13 protein-coding genes and 1 riboswitch are annotated in these 16,477 nt (G+C 57.0%); of the genes, 6 read left to right on the top strand and 7 right to left on the bottom strand.

Going from position 1 to position 16,477, the window contains the following annotated elements:
- Positions 1-58: 58 nt before the first annotated feature.
- Positions 59-272: riboswitch (cobalamin riboswitch) on the bottom strand.
- Positions 273-392: 120 nt separating this feature from the next.
- On the top strand, positions 393-1,496 hold the full coding sequence (trmA, locus tag SERAS12_RS24335) for a tRNA (uridine(54)-C5)-methyltransferase TrmA (RefSeq protein WP_013814980.1): 1,104 nt from the start codon (positions 393-395) through the stop codon (positions 1,494-1,496).
- Between the two features lie 38 nt (positions 1,497-1,534).
- Here the strand turns inward: trmA and SERAS12_RS24340 are convergent, their stop codons facing one another.
- Entirely contained in the window at positions 1,535-1,903 is a 369-nt protein-coding gene (locus tag SERAS12_RS24340; protein ID WP_006328796.1) for a YijD family membrane protein, read from the bottom strand.
- A 12-nt stretch (positions 1,904-1,915) separates the two neighbouring features.
- Positions 1,916-2,548: an HTH-type transcriptional repressor FabR gene (fabR, locus tag SERAS12_RS24345; RefSeq protein WP_006317771.1), complete on the bottom strand. Its 633-nt coding sequence runs from the start codon at positions 2,546-2,548 to the stop codon at positions 1,916-1,918.
- A 216-nt stretch (positions 2,549-2,764) separates the two neighbouring features.
- Between fabR and sthA the strand changes: the two genes are divergently transcribed.
- Positions 2,765-4,162, top strand: coding sequence for a Si-specific NAD(P)(+) transhydrogenase (sthA, locus tag SERAS12_RS24350; protein WP_013814982.1), 1,398 nt, complete (start codon positions 2,765-2,767; stop codon positions 4,160-4,162).
- Here the strand turns inward: sthA and oxyR are convergent.
- A complete protein-coding gene (gene oxyR, locus SERAS12_RS24355) occupies positions 4,145-5,062 on the bottom strand; it encodes a DNA-binding transcriptional regulator OxyR (RefSeq protein ID WP_013814983.1) in 918 nt (305 codons plus the stop codon). The genes sthA and oxyR overlap by 18 nt on opposite strands.
- Positions 5,063-5,212: 150 nt before the next feature.
- On the opposite strand from oxyR, the gene SERAS12_RS24360 reads away from it, so the two are divergent.
- Both SERAS12_RS24360 and SERAS12_RS24365 read left to right on the top strand, forming a co-directional pair.
- The gene (locus SERAS12_RS24360; RefSeq protein ID WP_004953139.1) at positions 5,213-5,944 is read left to right on the top strand and encodes a glutathione peroxidase; all 732 of its coding nucleotides are present in this window, start codon (positions 5,213-5,215) and stop codon (positions 5,942-5,944) included.
- A 76-nt stretch (positions 5,945-6,020) separates the two neighbouring features.
- The gene (locus tag SERAS12_RS24365) at positions 6,021-7,469 is read left to right on the top strand and encodes a dihydrolipoyl dehydrogenase (protein WP_013814984.1); all 1,449 of its coding nucleotides are present in this window, start codon (positions 6,021-6,023) and stop codon (positions 7,467-7,469) included.
- A 63-nt stretch (positions 7,470-7,532) separates the two neighbouring features.
- On the opposite strand, the gene argH is transcribed toward SERAS12_RS24365, so the two are convergent.
- From argH to argC, 4 genes are all read right to left on the bottom strand, one after another.
- Positions 7,533-8,906: an argininosuccinate lyase gene (gene argH / locus SERAS12_RS24370; protein ID WP_004953144.1), complete on the bottom strand. Its 1,374-nt coding sequence runs from the start codon at positions 8,904-8,906 to the stop codon at positions 7,533-7,535.
- A gap of 198 nt (positions 8,907-9,104) precedes the next feature.
- Entirely contained in the window at positions 9,105-10,325 is a 1,221-nt protein-coding gene (locus SERAS12_RS24375; RefSeq protein WP_004953146.1) for an argininosuccinate synthase, read from the bottom strand.
- 25 nt (positions 10,326-10,350) lie between these two features.
- Positions 10,351-11,124 (bottom strand): acetylglutamate kinase, encoded by a 774-nt coding sequence (argB, locus tag SERAS12_RS24380; RefSeq protein WP_013814985.1) that lies wholly within the window; start codon positions 11,122-11,124, stop codon positions 10,351-10,353.
- A 29-nt stretch (positions 11,125-11,153) separates the two neighbouring features.
- Complete coding sequence (argC, locus tag SERAS12_RS24385) at positions 11,154-12,158, bottom strand: N-acetyl-gamma-glutamyl-phosphate reductase (protein ID WP_013814986.1); 1,005 nt, start codon at positions 12,156-12,158, stop codon at positions 11,154-11,156.
- A 216-nt stretch (positions 12,159-12,374) separates the two neighbouring features.
- Here argC and argE point away from each other — a divergent pair, with 216 nt between their 5' ends.
- Both argE and ppc read left to right on the top strand, forming a co-directional pair.
- Complete coding sequence (argE, locus tag SERAS12_RS24390; protein WP_013814987.1) at positions 12,375-13,520, top strand: acetylornithine deacetylase; 1,146 nt, start codon at positions 12,375-12,377, stop codon at positions 13,518-13,520.
- Positions 13,521-13,779: 259 nt separating this feature from the next.
- A complete protein-coding gene (gene ppc / locus SERAS12_RS24395; protein ID WP_013814988.1) occupies positions 13,780-16,416 on the top strand; it encodes a phosphoenolpyruvate carboxylase in 2,637 nt (878 codons plus the stop codon).
- Positions 16,417-16,477 lie beyond the last annotated feature (61 nt).

The raw sequence follows: 16,477 nt of genomic DNA on the forward strand, positions 1-16,477 counted from the left end.
TCCAAACTTAATTGGCGGATGCCGCAGGATCATGGCCGGTATTTCGCGACGGCCACGGGCATTGCGACGTAACACCGGCAGGTCTTCGGGCTTGGGAGTTGCGGGTGGCCTGTGAGCTACCAGCACCGGGCGATGACTTCCCATCCTGCAATGGACAGTGTCTGCGTAAAACGCTATCGCCGTGACTTCCCCTTACCGCTGCGCGTCAGCTCCGGATTCGAACCGGATTCCCTTTTCACTCGCTGCTTGAGGCCGGACGACAATGCTACGATCAATGTAAATAGATGTCTAGACTGCTATCAGTGTTACAAATAATAAACACGACAAAACTGGACTTCACGGACTGATTCCCTACAATCCCCGCTGATCAATTTTGCCTGACGAGAAGAAACATGACGCCCGAGAACTTGCCTATTGAACGTTACGATGACCAACTGGCGGAGAAAACTGCCCGGCTGAAAACGCTGATGTCACCGTTCACGGCACCCGAGCCGGAAGTGTTCCGCTCGCCGGTAAGCCACTACCGCATGCGCGCCGAATTCCGCATCTGGCATGATGAAGACGAGATGTACCACATCATGTTTGATCAGCAGACCAAACAGCGCATCCGCGTCGACAAGTTTCCTGCCGCCAGCGAATTGATTAACCGCCTGATGAGCGCCCTGATCGTTGCCATCAAGCCGGAGCCGATTCTGCGCCGCAAGCTTTTCCAGATTGACTACCTGTCGACCCGCAGCGGCAAAATCATTGCCTCACTGCTGTATCACCGCAAACTGGACGACGAATGGCAGCAGCAGGCAGAAAAGCTGCGTGATGATCTGCGCGCTCAAGGCTTTGACCTGCAACTGATTGGCCGCGCGTCTAAAATGAAAATCATGCTGGATCAGGATTATGTAGACGAAGTGCTGCCGGTTGCTGGCCGCGACATGATCTATCGCCAGGTGGAAAACAGCTTCACCCAACCGAATGCGGCGCTGAATATACAGATGCTGGAATGGGCGCTGGACGTAACCACCGGTTCTAAAGGCGATTTGCTGGAGTTGTATTGCGGTAACGGTAACTTCTCTTTGGCATTGGCGCGTAACTTCGAGCGGGTTCTGGCTACCGAAATCGCCAAACCTTCGGTCGCTGCGGCACAGTACAATATTGCGGCCAACCAGATCGATAACGTGCAGATTATCCGTATGGCAGCGGAAGATTTCACCCAGGCGATGAACGGGGTACGGGAGTTTAACCGGCTGAAAGGTATCGATCTGAGCAGCTATAACTGCGAAACCATTTTTGTCGATCCGCCGCGCAGCGGGCTGGACGATGAAACGGTAAAAATGGTGCAAGCCTATCCGCGTATTCTGTATATCTCATGCAACCCGGAAACGCTGTGCGCCAATCTGGAAACGCTGCAGGAGACTCACCGAATCAGTCGTCTGGCGCTGTTTGATCAGTTCCCGTACACCCATCATATGGAATGCGGTGTACTGTTGGAAAAGCGCGTTTAACCTGACAGGGGCGCCGTTGCTGCGCCCCTGTCCAACCTTTACGCCTGCGTATTCCCCTCCAGCGCCTTGCGCGCCTTCAGCTTCACGCCAATCCAGAGCACCAGCGCCACAGCGACAATCGCCGGCAAGAAGTTAGAGCCAATCTGCGGGTATTCCGCACGCACAATCGCACTGTATAACAGCACCCCCAGCAGGAAACAGGCTGCGGCCAGTTTCGGCATGCCATCCGGCATGGCGCGGTGCTGATAGCGTTGATGCAGGCAGTACACCGCCAGAGCCAAAGCAATTATCGGGAAAATAGAAAACGGCACTACCGAGCTGAACAACGCGGCAAACGAACCATTGATTGAAAGGCCGGCAATCAACGCCAGCAGTAAAGTGCCATTCTCACGGCCTGATTTTTCCATCATTTTCTACCTTTATACGTGGGACACAGAAGCTTTTTCTTGCTCGCGGCGATACCAGTAATAAGCGCCCTTGGAAATCATCCGCAGTTGCAACACTAAACGTTCCTCGAGCCGACGCCGTTGGTCGATGTCAATGTCCAGCGCTTCGGCACCGGCGCTGAACACGATAGTTACCATGGCTTCCGCCTGCGCTTCGGTGAAGCTGCGCGGCATATGGTTTTCCAGCTCGAGGTAATCCGCCAGTTCGGCGATAAAATGTTGGATCTCACGCGCCACCGCCGCACGGAAGGCGGCCGAAGTACCGGAACGCTCACGTAACAACAGGCGAAAGGCGTTGGGGTTATTGCCGATAAACTCCATAAAGGTGGAGACCGAAGTGCGGATCACACTGCCGCCCTTGGCGATACGCTGGCGCGCCTGCCGCATCAGTTGGCGCAGCATCAGGCCACTCTCATCGACCATGGTTAGCCCAAGCTCGTCCACGTCACGGAAGTGGCGGTAAAATGACGTTGGCGCGATGCCCGCCTCGCGTGAGACTTCGCGCAAACTCAGGCTGGCAAAGCTGCGTTCGGCGCTTAGCTGGCTGAATGCCGCCTCAATGAGGGAACGACGAGTCCGTTCTTTTTGTTGTGCTCTGACGCCCATATGCATATCCAGATAAGATCCATTCATTGAGTCTAACGCCGTGGAGTCGGCAATATAGCAAATTTTATTGCAACAGCATTTATACAAACGCGTCCTGTCACAGTTTCAGCCTGTACCATTTGTGCTTTGCCTCAAAAAGCCTAATGGTGATTGGGCGCTCAGCGCTATGATGTTAAGATACCGTTGTAATTTTGTATAAAAACAGGTCTCTCCTACATGCAACAGCACTATCAATTTGATGCCATTGTAATTGGCTCGGGCCCTGGTGGTGAAGGTGCCGCTATGGGGCTGGTGAAACAGGGCGCCCGCGTGGCCGTTATCGAACGGTACAATAATGTGGGCGGCGGATGTACTCATTGGGGTACCATCCCGTCCAAAGCCCTCCGCCACGCCGTCAGCCGCATTATCGAATTCAACCAGAACCCGCTTTACAATAATTCACGCACGCTCAGTGCAACCTTCCCTGACATTTTACGCCACGCCGATAACGTCATTAATCAGCAAACCCGAATGCGCCAGGGTTTCTATGAACGCAACCAGTGCAAACTGTTTGCCGGCGATGCGCGCTTTATCGACGCCAACACCGTCAGCGTCAGCTACATGGATGGCACCCAGGACACCATCCGCGCCGATCATATCGTGATCGCCTGCGGCTCGCGCCCTTACAACCCGTCGAGCGTAGATTTTAACCATCCACGCATTTATAACAGCGACTCTATTCTCGAACTGAGCCACGAACCACGCCACGTAATCATTTACGGTGCCGGAGTCATCGGCTGCGAATATGCGTCGATCTTCCGCGGTCTGAACGTGAAGGTGGATCTGATCAACACCCGCGATCGCCTGCTGGCGTTCCTCGATCAGGAAATGTCGGACTCGCTGTCTTACCACTTCTGGAATAACGGCGTGGTGATCCGTCACAACGAAGAGTTCGAGAAGATCGAAGGTACCGACGACGGCGTAATCGTTCACCTGAAATCCGGCAAGAAAGTGAAAGCGGATTGCCTGCTGTACGCCAACGGGCGTACCGGTAACACCGATTCACTCGGGCTGGAGAATGTCGGTCTGGAGTCAGACAGCCGCGGCCTGCTGAAAGTGAACAGCATGTACCAGACCGCGCTGTCGCACATTTACGCCGTGGGTGACGTGATTGGTTATCCGAGCCTGGCATCCGCCGCTTACGATCAGGGCCGAATCGCCGCACAGGCGATCGCCTCCGGCGAAGCCAGCGGGCATTTGATCGAAGACATTCCGACCGGTATCTACACCATTCCGGAAATCAGCTCCGTCGGTAAAACCGAGCAGGAACTGACGGCAATGAAAGTGCCGTATGAAGTGGGCCGCGCCCAGTTCAAGCATCTGGCACGTGCGCAAATTGCCGGGATGAACGTCGGCAGCCTGAAGATCCTGTTCCATCGCGACACCTTGCAGATCCTCGGGATCCACTGCTTCGGCGAGCGTGCGGCGGAGATCATCCACATCGGTCAGGCGATCATGGAACAGAAAGGTGAAGGCAATACTATCGAATATTTCGTTAATACGACCTTCAACTATCCGACCATGGCCGAAGCCTACCGGGTGGCAGCGCTAAACGGCTTAAACCGCCTGTTTTAACGTGGTACTGAAGTAGTTCTGCATGTGCTCGCGGATCGCCTCGGCCAATTGCTCATAACGACTGCGCAATGGGGAGCCGGGGCGGTACACCAGCGCAATGGTGCGCTTCGGTTCCGGTTTATAACAGTCGAGGTAGCAGACGCCGTCTCGCTCACGCTGCGGCGGTACCGCAAGCGTTGGCAACAGGGTAATGCCGCTGCCTGCCGCCACCATATTGCGCAGCGTTTCCAGACTGGTCGCGCGGAAGTGAGTATCCTCGTCCGCTCCCGCCTGGAAGCAAAAACCCATCGCCTGATCGCGCAGGCAGTGGCCATCTTCCAGCATCAGCAGTTTTTCGCCCGCCAAATCCGGCATCGCTACGCGATCGCGCTGCGCCCAAGGGTGATCTGAATACACCGCCAGCTTCATCGGCTCATCAAATAGCGGTACTTCGATAAAGGCCTCCGTTTCCTTCACCAGCGCCAGAATGGCACAGTCCAGCTTGCCGCTGTCGAGCTGCGCCAGCAACTGATGGGTCTGCGCTTCATGCAGGTACATTTCCAGCTTGGGAAAGGTTTTGTGCAAGGTAGGAATGATCTGTGGCAGCAAATAAGGCCCGACGGTCGGGATCAAGCCGATATGCAGCGGCCCTGACATCGCTTCACCTTGTTGGCTGGCCATCTCTTTCAGGACTTTGACTTCGCGCAGCACGGTACGCGCCTGCTCCACCAGCAACAGGCCCGCCTGGGTGAATAACACCTTGCGGCTGGTACGTTCGAGCAGCATCACACCCAGTTCGTCTTCCAGCTTGCGGATCTGCCCACTTAGCGTGGGTTGGCTAACATGGCATGAATCGGCGGCACGGCGGAAATGCCGATGCTCGGCCAAGGCGACCAGGTACTCTAAATCACGAATATTCATTTTTTCCCTCCAGACCATGATAGCTCATGGCGATAGATAAGATAGCAATGAGCGATTAGATCTATCAAGCCCCGACGTCAATAATGTGTCCCAACGAAGCGATACAGCGCTAACAGCCAAAAATTATTTTCCTAATTAAGGGGTTAATCCATGTTTACCAGCCAAGAAGGCAAAAAAGTTCCTCAGGTTACTTTCCACACCCGTCAGGGCGACCAATGGATTGATGTCACCACCAATGACCTGTTCAAAGATAAAACCGTCATCGTGTTTTCGCTGCCAGGCGCGTTTACCCCAACCTGCTCTTCCAGCCATTTGCCACGCTACAACGAGCTGTCCAGCGTATTCAAACAGCACGGCGTTGACAGCATCCTTTGCGTTTCGGTGAACGACACCTTCGTGATGAACGCCTGGAAAGCCGATCAGCACGCGGAAAACATCACCTTCGTGCCGGACGGCAACGGAGAGTTCACCAAAGGCATGAACATGCTGGTCGAGAAAGCCGATCTGGGCTTCGGTCCACGTTCATGGCGTTACTCGATGCTGGTGCGCAACGGCGTGGTCGAAAAAATGTTCGTCGAGCCCAACAAGCCGGGCGACCCGTTTGAAGTCTCTGATGCCGACACCATGCTGAAATACCTGGCGCCGGAATTCAAAGTGCAGGAATCGGTTTCGCTGTTCACCAAGCCCGGCTGCCCGTTCTGCGCCAAAGCCAAACAGATGCTGCAAGAACGCGGTATCCAGTATGAAGAAATCGTGCTGGGCAAAGACGCCACCACCGTCAGCCTGCGTGCCGTCAGCGGCCGCGCCACCGTACCTCAGGTGTTTATCGGCGGCCGTCACATCGGCGGCAGCGATGACCTGGAAAATTTCCTGTCAGCCTGATTAATCAATAATAACGAAGCCAACGTGAACTTTGGCGGGCCCCGGCCCGCCCTTTTTTTACCTTTCAGGAGCGGATATGAAACAGTTGAATGTTGACGTCGCGGTTATCGGCGGCGGCACCGCCGGTCTGGGCGCCTATCGCGCTGCCAAACTTTCTACCCCCAGCGTGGTGATGATCGAAGGCGGGCCTTATGGCACCACCTGCGCACGCGTTGGCTGCATGCCATCCAAATTGCTGATCGCCGCCGCCGAAGCGGTGCATCAAATCGAGCGCGCCCCCGGCTTTGGCGTGTATCCCGCCGGTAAAACCACCGTTAACGGCCGTGAAGTGATGGATCGCGTCAAACGCGAGCGTGACCGCTTTGTCGGCTTTGTGCTGGAAGGCGTCGACGAGATCCCGGCCGCCGACAAGATTCACGGCTACGCCCGCTTTATCGACGACAATACCCTGCAGGTCGATGAACACACGCGCATCGTGGCGCAACGGATCGTTATCGCCACCGGTTCCCGCCCAAGCTGGCCGGCAGCATGGAATGCACTGGGCGACCGGCTGATCGTCAATGACGACGTGTTTAACTGGGACGATTTGCCGCAGTCCGTCGCGGTGTTTGGCCCGGGTGTCATTGGCCTGGAGCTGGGTCAGGCGCTGCACCGTCTGGGGGTCGACACCAAAGTATTTGGCGTTGGCGGCGCCGTCGGTCCATTAACCGACAGTGCAGTACGCAGCTATGCCGCCAAAGCCCTGGGCGAAGAGTTTTATCTTGATGCCGACGTGAAGGTAGAGATGATGCAGCGCGAAGGCGACAAGGTGTTTATCCGCTATCAGGATCTGCAGGGTCAGCCACAGGAAATCATGGTGGATTACGTACTGGCCGCCACCGGCCGCAGGCCGAACGTCGATAAGCTGGGCCTGGAAAACACCCGCCTCACACTCGACGCCCGAGGCGTGCCGCAGGCCGATCGTTTGACCATGCAAACCAACGTGCCGCATATTTTCATCGCCGGCGACGCCAGCAACCAGTTGCCGCTGCTGCATGAGGCCAGCGATCAGGCCCGCATTGCCGGGGCCAACGCCGGCAGCTTCCCGGAAATCACCCCAGGCTTGCGCCGCAGCGCGATTTCAGTCGTATTCTCCGATCCGCAGATAGCCATGGTCGGTTCGACCTTCCGCGAACTGAGCGAGAAATTCAGCGCTTGCGGCTGCTTCGACGTCGGCGAGGTTTCGTTCGAGAATCAGGGGCGCTCTCGCGTGATGCTGCGTAATAAAGGCCTCTTGCACGTCTACGGCGAGCAAGGCACCGGGCGTTTCCTGGGCGCGGAAATGATGGGGCCGGACGTTGAGCATATCGCTCACCTGCTGGCCTGGGCACATCAGCAGCAGATGACCATCAACCAGATGCTGGATATGCCGTTCTACCACCCGGTGATCGAAGAAGGCCTGCGCACCGCACTGCGCGACCTGCAGGCCAAGCTCAAACTGGGTGAGGCCGAGGCGGAACGCTGCCAGCGCTGCCCGGGCGAGTAAACCACCATAAAAAAAGCGCGGCTCACACTGTGAACCGCGCCCTTATGAACGGACTAACTTAACTTAAAACAACCGCTGTTTCGCTTCGGCGATCGCACTGGCGACCTGCTGAGGAGAAACGCCGCCCTTGGCCGAACGCTTGTCCAGGCAAGATTGCAGCGCCAAAATCGGGTACACGTCGTCGCCAATCACCGCACTGAACTTCTGCAATTCGGTCAGCGTCAGCGCCTCAAGCGCCTTGCCCTGTTGGATGGCTTCTACCACCGCTTCACCGACGATATGGTGCGCCTCACGGAACGGCACGCCTTTGGCGACCAGATAGTCCGCCAGTTCGGTCGAGTTGGCGTAGCCCTGCTCAGCCGCCTCTTTGCAGCGTGGTCGTTTCACCTGAATGCCGTCCAGCACCAGCGCCGCCATCTGCAGGCAATCCATCCAGGTATCGAGCGCGTCGAACAACCCTTCCTTGTCTTCCTGCATGTCTTTGTTATACGCCAGTGGCAAGCCTTTCAGCGTCATCATCATGCCGGTCAATGCGCCCTGTACACGGCCGCATTTGCCGCGGATCAGTTCCAGCGCATCCGGGTTTTTCTTCTGCGGCATCAACGACGAGCCGGAGGTTACACGGTCGGACAGATCGACAAACGCCGCTTCGCCGCTGTTGAAGAAGATCAGGTCTTCGGCAAAGCGCGACAGATGCACCATGCTGATGGAAGCATTAGACAGCAGCTCCAACACGTGATCGCGGTCGGAAACGCTGTCCAGGCTGTTGCGGGTGGCCGAGGCAAAACCCAACCAACCGGCAAGCTGCTCACGATCGATCGGATAAGCGGTGCCGGCCAATGCGCCGCTGCCCAGCGGGCTGACGTCCAGGCGCTTGAGCGTATCTTGCAGGCGGCTTTCATCACGCGCCAGCATTTCCACATAGGCCAAACACCAGTGGGCGAAAGTGACCGGTTGCGCGCGCTGCAAGTGGGTATAACCCGGCATCACCGCATCCTGATTGGCTTCGGCAGTCTCCACCAGCGCCTGCTGCAGTTGCACGATGGCCTGATGCAGTTCGCCGATTTGCTGTTTGCACCACAGTTTCAGATCGGTCGCGACCTGATCGTTACGGCTACGGCCGGTATGCAGCTTCTTGCCCAGATCGCCGACTTTGTCGATCAGTTTCTGCTCCACCCAGCTGTGAATATCTTCCGCATCGCTGCTGACAATTGCCTGCGGGTCGGCCTGCACCTCTTCCAACAACACGCTCAAAGCCTGCTCAAGCTGTTGCTGTTCGGTTGCCGTCAGCACGTTGACGGTGACCAGCGCTTTCGACCAGGCTACAGAGCCAACAATGTCCTGTTCCGCCAGGCGATAATCAAAGCGCAGAGAGTCGTTTAACTGTTTGAACCGCTGATCTGCCGCCTGACTGAACCGTCCGCCCCAAAGTGCCATACCTTTACTCCTGTACCCTTCATAGTTCGAGCCGCAGGTGTGTTGGCTGCGAGCGCTCACCCGAATCACTTACCGATGTAAGCTCATCGAGACTCTCGCTCTTGCCGCCTTCCTGCAACTCGAATTATTTAGGGTATGAATTTTATACGAAAAGGCGCAGCACGCTGCGCCCTTAATAAGTCACGCCGAATAATGAAATTACTTGTTCTTTTTCTCGTTCAACGCGCGAATGCGTGAAGAGAGCGAGAACAGGCGGATAAAGCCGCCAGCGTGGCTGTGATCGTAAACTTCATCTTCGCCAAAGGTAGCAAACTCTTCAGAGTACAGGCTGTTGGCGGATTTCTTCTGAATCGCCGTCACCTGGCCTTTGTACAGCTGCAGCACCACTTCGCCGTTCACTTCTTCGGCCAGCGCTTCTGCAGAGGCCTGCAGAGAACGACGCAGCGGAGCAAACCAGCGGCCGTCGTACACCACGTAGGACATTTCCAGGCCCAACTGCTCACGCCATTTGAAGCTGTCGCGATCCAGAACCAGTTGCTCAACGCCGCGCAGTGCCGCCACCATGATGGTGCCGCCCGGGGTTTCGTAGCAACCGCGGGATTTGATGCCCACCAGACGGTTTTCCACGATATCGATACGGCCCACACCATGTTTGGCACCCAGCACGTTCAGGGTTTCCAGACATTTGTACGGGCTCAGCGCTTCACCGTTAACCGCCACAACACGGCCTTTTTCTACGGTAATGGTCACTTGCTCAGGCTGATCCGGTGCTTCCTGCGGATCGACAGTCCAGACCCAGCAGTCTTTGTTCGGTGCGTTCCACGGGCTTTCCAGCACGCCGCCTTCGGTAGAGATATGCCAGGCGTTCTCGTCACGGCTGTAGATTTTTTCCAGCGACGCGGTCGTCGGGATATTACGCTCTTTCAGGTAGTCCAGCAGCGCTTCACGGGAACGCAGGTTCCACTCCCGCCAAGGGGCAACCACTTTCAGATGTGGAGCCAGCGCGGTGTAGGTGGTTTCGAAACGCACCTGGTCATTGCCTTTGCCGGTTGCACCGTGGCACAGCGCATCGGCGCCGACTTTCAACGCCAGCTCAACCTGCGCTTTAGCGATAATCGGGCGCGCCATTGAAGTGCCCAGCAGATAGCTGCCTTCATACAGCGCACCGGTCTGCAGAACCGGATAAACGTAATCGCGGATGAATTCTTCACGCAGATCAACCACGTGACACTCAGAGGCACCGGATTGCAGGGCTTTTTGCTCCACGCCTTCCAGATCGCTGCGCTCCTGGCCGATATCCGCCACGAACGCTACCACTTCGCAGCCGCCGTAGTTTTCTTTCAGCCAAGGAATGATGGCCGAAGTATCCAGGCCGCCAGAGTACGCCAGAACGATTTTTTTGATGCCTTGGTTTTGCATGGTCTTTTCCTTTTTAATTCTAAATTTAAGCGAGGATCCGGGTGCCAATCGACACGCCGTTAAACAGAGCTGGAAGCTGATCGGCATGGCGCCAGCTGGCGATATCCACCGGCCGGCCAAGGGTACGGGCCGCGTCGAGCGCCGCATTCACCTTCACCACCATACCATCGGTGATAATGCCTTGGGCAATCAGTTGTTCCGCTTTTTGTGCCGTCATTTCTGCAATGCGTTGCCCTTTCCCATCGAGAATGCCACTGACATCCGACAGCAGGATCAAATCCGCACCCAGCGTGGCGGCCAGAGCCGTCGCCGCCTGATCGGCGTTCACATTCATTAATTCCCCTTCGGCGGTGATGCCGATAGAGCTGATCACCGGCAGGTAGCCGGCGCCCAGCAGGGTATTGAGCAACACCGGTGAACCCGGCTGCGCGTTGCCTACATGGCCCAGCGCCGGATCGAGTTGGGTCACGGAAACGCTGCCGCCGTCCGCCAGGCTCAAGCCCACCGCATTGATCTGGTGCTTGATGGCCCATGCCAGCAGGGTCTTGTTGGCAGTACCGGCCAGCGCGCCGGTAATGATGTCGATCTGGTCAGCAGGAGTTACCCGCAGACCGTTTTTCTTCACCACCGGCAGAGAAAGTTGTTTCATCAGCTCATCCACCAGGCAACCGCCGCCGTGAACGATAACCAGCGGGCGCTGATGCTGCTGACGGTAGCTGTCCAGGGCGGTGAATAAACGCTCCAACGCCTCTTCACTGTCTAATAACACGCCACCTAACTTGATAATTAACGGGTTCATCGCTGTTTACATCCCACGCTGGTTATTCATTAAAGTAATGACTGGGTTTCCGGGAACCCAAAACGGATATTCAGGCATTGCACCGCCTGAGCGGCCGCGCCTTTCAACAGGTTGTCTTCTGCCGCTACGGCGATCAGGTGTTCACCCTGAACGGCAAAGCCGATATCGCAGAACGGCAGGCCCACCACCGCTTTCAATGCCGGCACGCCTTTGTCGTACAGCCGCACCAGCGGTTTGTCGTCATAGGCGGCGTGATAAGCTGCGGCCACGTCCTGCGCGGTAACGCCGGCTTTCAAACGGCAGGTGATGGTTTCAAGAATACCACGCGGGAAGTTACCCAAATGTGGCGTGAAGATGACCGGTACCCCCAGATGCGCAACGATTTCCGGGTGATGACGGTGGTTGAAGATGCCGTACGGTTGCAAGCTCACTTCACAGAAGCTGGTGGTCACGCTGGCTTTGCGGCCCGCGCCGCTGACGCCGCTGGTGGCGTTGATGACCGGCCATTGGTCAGGGTTCAGCAACTGTTGATCGATCAAGGGTTTCAGCGCCAGCTGCGCCGCCGTCGGGTAGCAGCCCGGTACGGCGATCAGTTGCGCCTGTTTGATTTTTTCGCTCTGCCACTCCGCCAGGCCATATACCGCCTGATCCAGCAGTTCAGGATGCTGATGCTCGAAACCGTAGTACTGGGTATAGAAACCGGCATCTTTCACGCGGAACGCACCGGACAGATCGAACACCACACAGCCCGCAGCCAGGAACAAAGGCGCGATATCGTGGCTGACCTCGTGCGCCGTGGCCAGGAACACCACGTCGATACCATCGGCGGCGGCGGCCACGTCAACCAGCGGTTGTAACGGCAGATCGACGATGCCTTTTAACTGGGGATGCAAATCAGAAAGCAATTTTCCTGCATCTGCACTTTGCGCTGAAACCGCTAATGCGGTTATGTTCATATGTGGGTGACGATTCAGGTAGGCCGTGAGCTCCGCTCCGGCGTAACCGCTGGCACCAACGATCAGCGTATTCAACATGTGGCCTTTCACCTTCTTGGCTTACGAGTGGTCATATTCGACTCAGGTAACCGGGCTCACCAGCGTTGTTTCGCCGTTCACCCACGTGGTCGAGCGTTGATGTTTTTATAATCATCCGGGAATCGGGTTCCCTTACGCTCTAGCTTACTGTATTTTTATTCAAAATAAATGCATGAATATTGATACTACCCTAACCAAAGGCTGTCAACAGTGAAGATGAAATTACCTCCATTTATTGAGCTGTACCGGGCGTTGATCGCCACTCCGTCGATCAGTGCCACCGATGGCGCCCTCGATCAGAGTAATGAAGCGTTAATCAACTTGCTGGCCGGATGGTTTGCCGATTTGGGCTTCCGCGTCGACGTACAGCCGGTGCCCGATACCCGCAACAAATTCAACCTGCTCGCCAGCATCGGTGAAGGCAGCGGCGGCCTGCTTTTGGCGGGCCACACCGACACCGTACCTTATGACGAAGGCCGTTGGACACGCGATCCCTTCACCCTGACCGAGCACGACAATAAGCTGTACGGTCTGGGTACTGCGGACATGAAAGGCTTCTTTGCCTTTATTCTGGATGCCGTGCGCGACATCGATGCCGGCAAACTGACCAAGCCGCTGTACATTCTGGCCACCGCAGATGAAGAAACGACGATGGCCGGCGCACGTTATTTCGCCGCCTCGACCGCCATCCGCCCGGATTTCGCCATTATCGGCGAGCCCACCTCACTGCAACCGGTGCGCGCGCACAAAGGGCATATGGCCAACGCCATCCGCATTGTCGGCCAGTCCGGCCACTCGAGCGACCCGGCGCGCGGCGTCAACGCCATCGATTTGATGCACGAAACCATTGGCCGCCTGATGGAACTGCGCAAAACGTTGCAGGAGCGCTACAACAATCCGGCATTCGCCGTGCCTTATCCGACGATGAACTTCGGCCATATCAGCGGCGGCGACGCGGCCAACCGTATTTGCGCCTGTTGTGAACTGCACCTGGATATTCGCCCGCTGCCAGGCATGACGCTCGACAATATCAACGAGCTGATGCACCAGACGCTGGAGCCGATCAGCCAGTGCTGGCCGGGCCGCCTGAACATTGAGGAACTGCATGCCTCGGTCCCGGGTTACGAGTGCCCGACCGATCATCATATGGTGGCGGTGATTGAGAAACTGCTGGGCACCCGCACTCAGGTGGTCAACTACTGCACCGAAGCGCCGTTCGTCCAGCAGGTGTGCCCGACGCTGGTGCTTGGCCCGGGGTCAATCAACCAGGCGCACCAACCGGATGAATACATTGATACGGCGTTTATCGAGCCGACGCGCAAGCTGCTGGGCCAGTTGGTCGAGCACTTTTGCCACCAATAAACCTGACATAAAGTAGGGTTAATGATTTATCATCGCCCTACCTATTAAGAAGTATCAAAACAATATAATAAGCCAGACTGATAACCGGCGCGCCGTAATTAAATTTCAGAAAATGCGCCGATTTTGATGTTTTTTTGCTAAAAATAGTGTCAATTGACGATTGGACAGGAACGTGGCGAGATGAAACAGGCGCTCTTCGCCTGACACGTGAAATTTACTTACAAGATAAAAAATCATACAGAACTGGGCCAGGGGTTATATGAACGAACAATATTCGGCAATGCGAAGTAATGTCAGTATGCTCGGCAAATTGCTCGGCGATACCATCAAAGATGCGCTGGGCGAGCATATTCTCGATCGCGTTGAAACTATCCGTAAGCTTTCCAAATCTTCACGTGCCGGTAACGAGGCGCACCGTCAGGAGCTGCTTTCCACCTTGCAGAACCTGTCCAACGACGAGTTGCTGCCGGTCGCGCGCGCCTTCAGCCAGTTCCTTAATCTGACCAACGTCGCCGAGCAGTACCACAGCATTTCGCCCAATGGCGAAGCCGCCAGCAATCCCGAAGCGCTGGCCCAACTGTTCACCCGGCTGAAAGACAAAAAGCTCAGCACCAAAGAGCTGCAAAATGCGGTCTCTCAGCTCTCCATCGAGCTGGTGCTGACTGCGCACCCGACGGAAATCACCCGCCGCACCCTGATCCACAAGCTGGTTGAGGTCAACACCTGTCTGAGCCAACTCGATCATAACGATCTGGCCGATTACGAGCGCAACAAGATCATGCGCCGCCTGCGCCAGTTGGTTGCCCAGTCATGGCACACCGACGAGATCCGTAAAAACCGCCCTTCACCTATCGACGAAGCCAAGTGGGGCTTTGCGGTGGTGGAAAACAGCCTGTGGGAAGGGGTGCCTGCCTTCCTGCGCGAATTCAACGAGCAGTTGGAAAACTCCATCGATTACAGCCTGCCGGCGGAAGCCGTGCCGGTTCGCTTCACCTCCTGGATGGGCGGTGACCGCGACGGTAACCCGAACGTGACCGCCGAAATTACCCGTCATGTGCTGCTGCTCAGCCGCTGGAAAGCCTGCGACCTGTTCACCCGCGATATCCAGGTGTTGGTGTCCGAGCTGTCGATGACCGAATGTACCCCGGAATTGCGTGCCCTCGCCGGTGGCGACGAAGTGCAGGAACCGTACCGCGAAATCATGAAACAGCTGCGCGGCCAGTTGATGCGTTCTCAGGCCTATCTGGAAGGCCGCCTGAAGGGCGAACGCGTGCTGAAGCCGAACGACCTGCTGGTAAGCAACGATCAGCTGTGGGAACCTTTGTTCGCCTGTTATCAGTCGCTGCAGGCCTGCGGCATGGGCATCATTGCCAACGGTCAGTTGCTGGATACCCTGCGCCGTGTCCGTTGCTTTGGCGTGCCGCTGGTGCGTATCGACGTCCGTCAGGAAAGCAACCGCCATACCGAAGCCATCGCCGAACTGACCCGTTATCTGGGCCTCGGCGACTACGAAAGCTGGTCAGAAGCCGACAAACAGGCATTCCTGATCCGCGAACTGAACTCCAAACGCCCGCTGGTGCCGCTGAAGTGGGAACCGAGCGCCGACACCCAGGAAGTGCTGGAAACCTGCCGCGTGATCGCCGAAGCGCCGCAAGGCTCCATCGCCGCCTACGTCATCTCCATGGCACGCACCCCTTCTGACGTGCTGGCGGTCCATCTGCTGCTGAAAGAAGCCGGTTGCCCGTTTGCGCTGCCGGTAGCGCCGCTGTTCGAAACCCTCGACGACCTGAACAACGCCGACGACGTTATGACCCAGTTGCTGAATATCGACTGGTATCGCGGCTTTATCCAGGGCAAGCAGATGGTGATGATCGGCTATTCCGACTCGGCGAAAGACGCCGGGGTGATGGCCGCTTCCTGGGCGCAGTACCGCGCGCAAGATGCCTTGATCAAAACTTGTGAAAAGGCCGGAGTGGCGTTAACGCTGTTCCACGGCCGTGGCGGTTCGATTGGCCGCGGCGGTGCGCCTGCACATGCGGCGCTGCTGTCGCAGCCGCCGGGCAGCCTGAAAGGTGGCCTGCGCGTGACCGAACAGGGTGAGATGATTCGCTTCAAATTTGGCCTGCCGGAAGTGGCCATCAGCAGCCTGGCGCTGTATGCCGGCGCGGTTCTCGAAGCCAACCTGCTGCCGCCGCCGGAGCCGAAGAAAGAGTGGCGTTCGCTGATGGACGACCTGTCAGAGACATCATGCAAAATGTACCGCGGCTACGTGCGCGAGAATCCGGACTTCGTGCCTTACTTCCGCGCCGCAACACCGGAGCTGGAACTGGGTAAACTGCCGCTGGGTTCACGCCCGGCCAAGCGCAAGCCAAACGGCGGCGTAGAAAGCCTGCGCGCCATTCCGTGGATCTTCGCCTGGACGCAGAACCGCCTGATGCTGCCGGCCTGGCTCGGCGCCGGCGCAGGTTTGCAGGAAGCGGTGAAAGCTGGCAAACAGAATCAGTTGGAAGCCATGTGCCGCGACTGGCCGTTCTTCTCCACCCGCATCGCCATGCTGGAAATGGTCTTCGCCAAGGCCGACCTGTGGCTTGCGGAATACTACGATCAGCGCCTGGTCGACAAATCGCTGTGGCCACTGGGTCAGCAGTTGCGCGATCAGCTCGAAAGCGACATCAAGGTTGTGTTGACCATTGCCAATGACGCTCACCTGATGGAAGACCTGCCGTGGATCGCCGAATCCATCGCGCTGCGCAACGTGTATACCGATCCGCTGAACGTGCTGCAGGCAGAGCTGCTGCACCGCTCCCGCCAGCAGGAACATCCTGATACCCGCGTTGAACAGGCATTGATGGTCACCATTGCCGGCGTCGCCGCCGGCATGCGCAACACCGGCTAGGTTGCGCGTCAAAGCACGGCTCCTGTTCACAGGAGCCGTTTTTCTATGTGTCGCTGACGGG

Origin of the sequence: Serratia sp. AS12 (genome assembly GCF_000214195.1) — a bacterium.
Taxonomy (GTDB): Bacteria; Pseudomonadota; Gammaproteobacteria; order Enterobacterales; family Enterobacteriaceae; genus Serratia; species Serratia plymuthica.

Bases quoted from the DNA above. Each gene is read 5' to 3' on its own strand.
- trmA (WP_013814980.1), top strand. From the start codon at position 393: ATGACGCCCGAGAACTTGCCTATTGAACGTTACGATGACCAACTGGCG.
- SERAS12_RS24340 (WP_006328796.1), bottom strand. From the start codon at position 1,903: ATGGAAAAATCAGGCCGTGAGAATGGCACTTTACTGCTGGCGTTGATT.
- fabR (WP_006317771.1), bottom strand. From the start codon at position 2,548: ATGGGCGTCAGAGCACAACAAAAAGAACGGACTCGTCGTTCCCTCATT.
- sthA (WP_013814982.1), top strand. From the start codon at position 2,765: ATGCAACAGCACTATCAATTTGATGCCATTGTAATTGGCTCGGGCCCT.
- oxyR (WP_013814983.1), bottom strand. From the start codon at position 5,062: ATGAATATTCGTGATTTAGAGTACCTGGTCGCCTTGGCCGAGCATCGG.
- SERAS12_RS24360 (WP_004953139.1), top strand. From the start codon at position 5,213: ATGTTTACCAGCCAAGAAGGCAAAAAAGTTCCTCAGGTTACTTTCCAC.
- SERAS12_RS24365 (WP_013814984.1), top strand. From the start codon at position 6,021: ATGAAACAGTTGAATGTTGACGTCGCGGTTATCGGCGGCGGCACCGCC.
- argH (WP_004953144.1), bottom strand. From the start codon at position 8,906: ATGGCACTTTGGGGCGGACGGTTCAGTCAGGCGGCAGATCAGCGGTTC.
- SERAS12_RS24375 (WP_004953146.1), bottom strand. From the start codon at position 10,325: ATGCAAAACCAAGGCATCAAAAAAATCGTTCTGGCGTACTCTGGCGGC.
- argB (WP_013814985.1), bottom strand. From the start codon at position 11,124: ATGAACCCGTTAATTATCAAGTTAGGTGGCGTGTTATTAGACAGTGAA.
- argC (WP_013814986.1), bottom strand. From the start codon at position 12,158: ATGTTGAATACGCTGATCGTTGGTGCCAGCGGTTACGCCGGAGCGGAG.
- argE (WP_013814987.1), top strand. From the start codon at position 12,375: ATGAAATTACCTCCATTTATTGAGCTGTACCGGGCGTTGATCGCCACT.
- ppc (WP_013814988.1), top strand. From the start codon at position 13,780: ATGAACGAACAATATTCGGCAATGCGAAGTAATGTCAGTATGCTCGGC.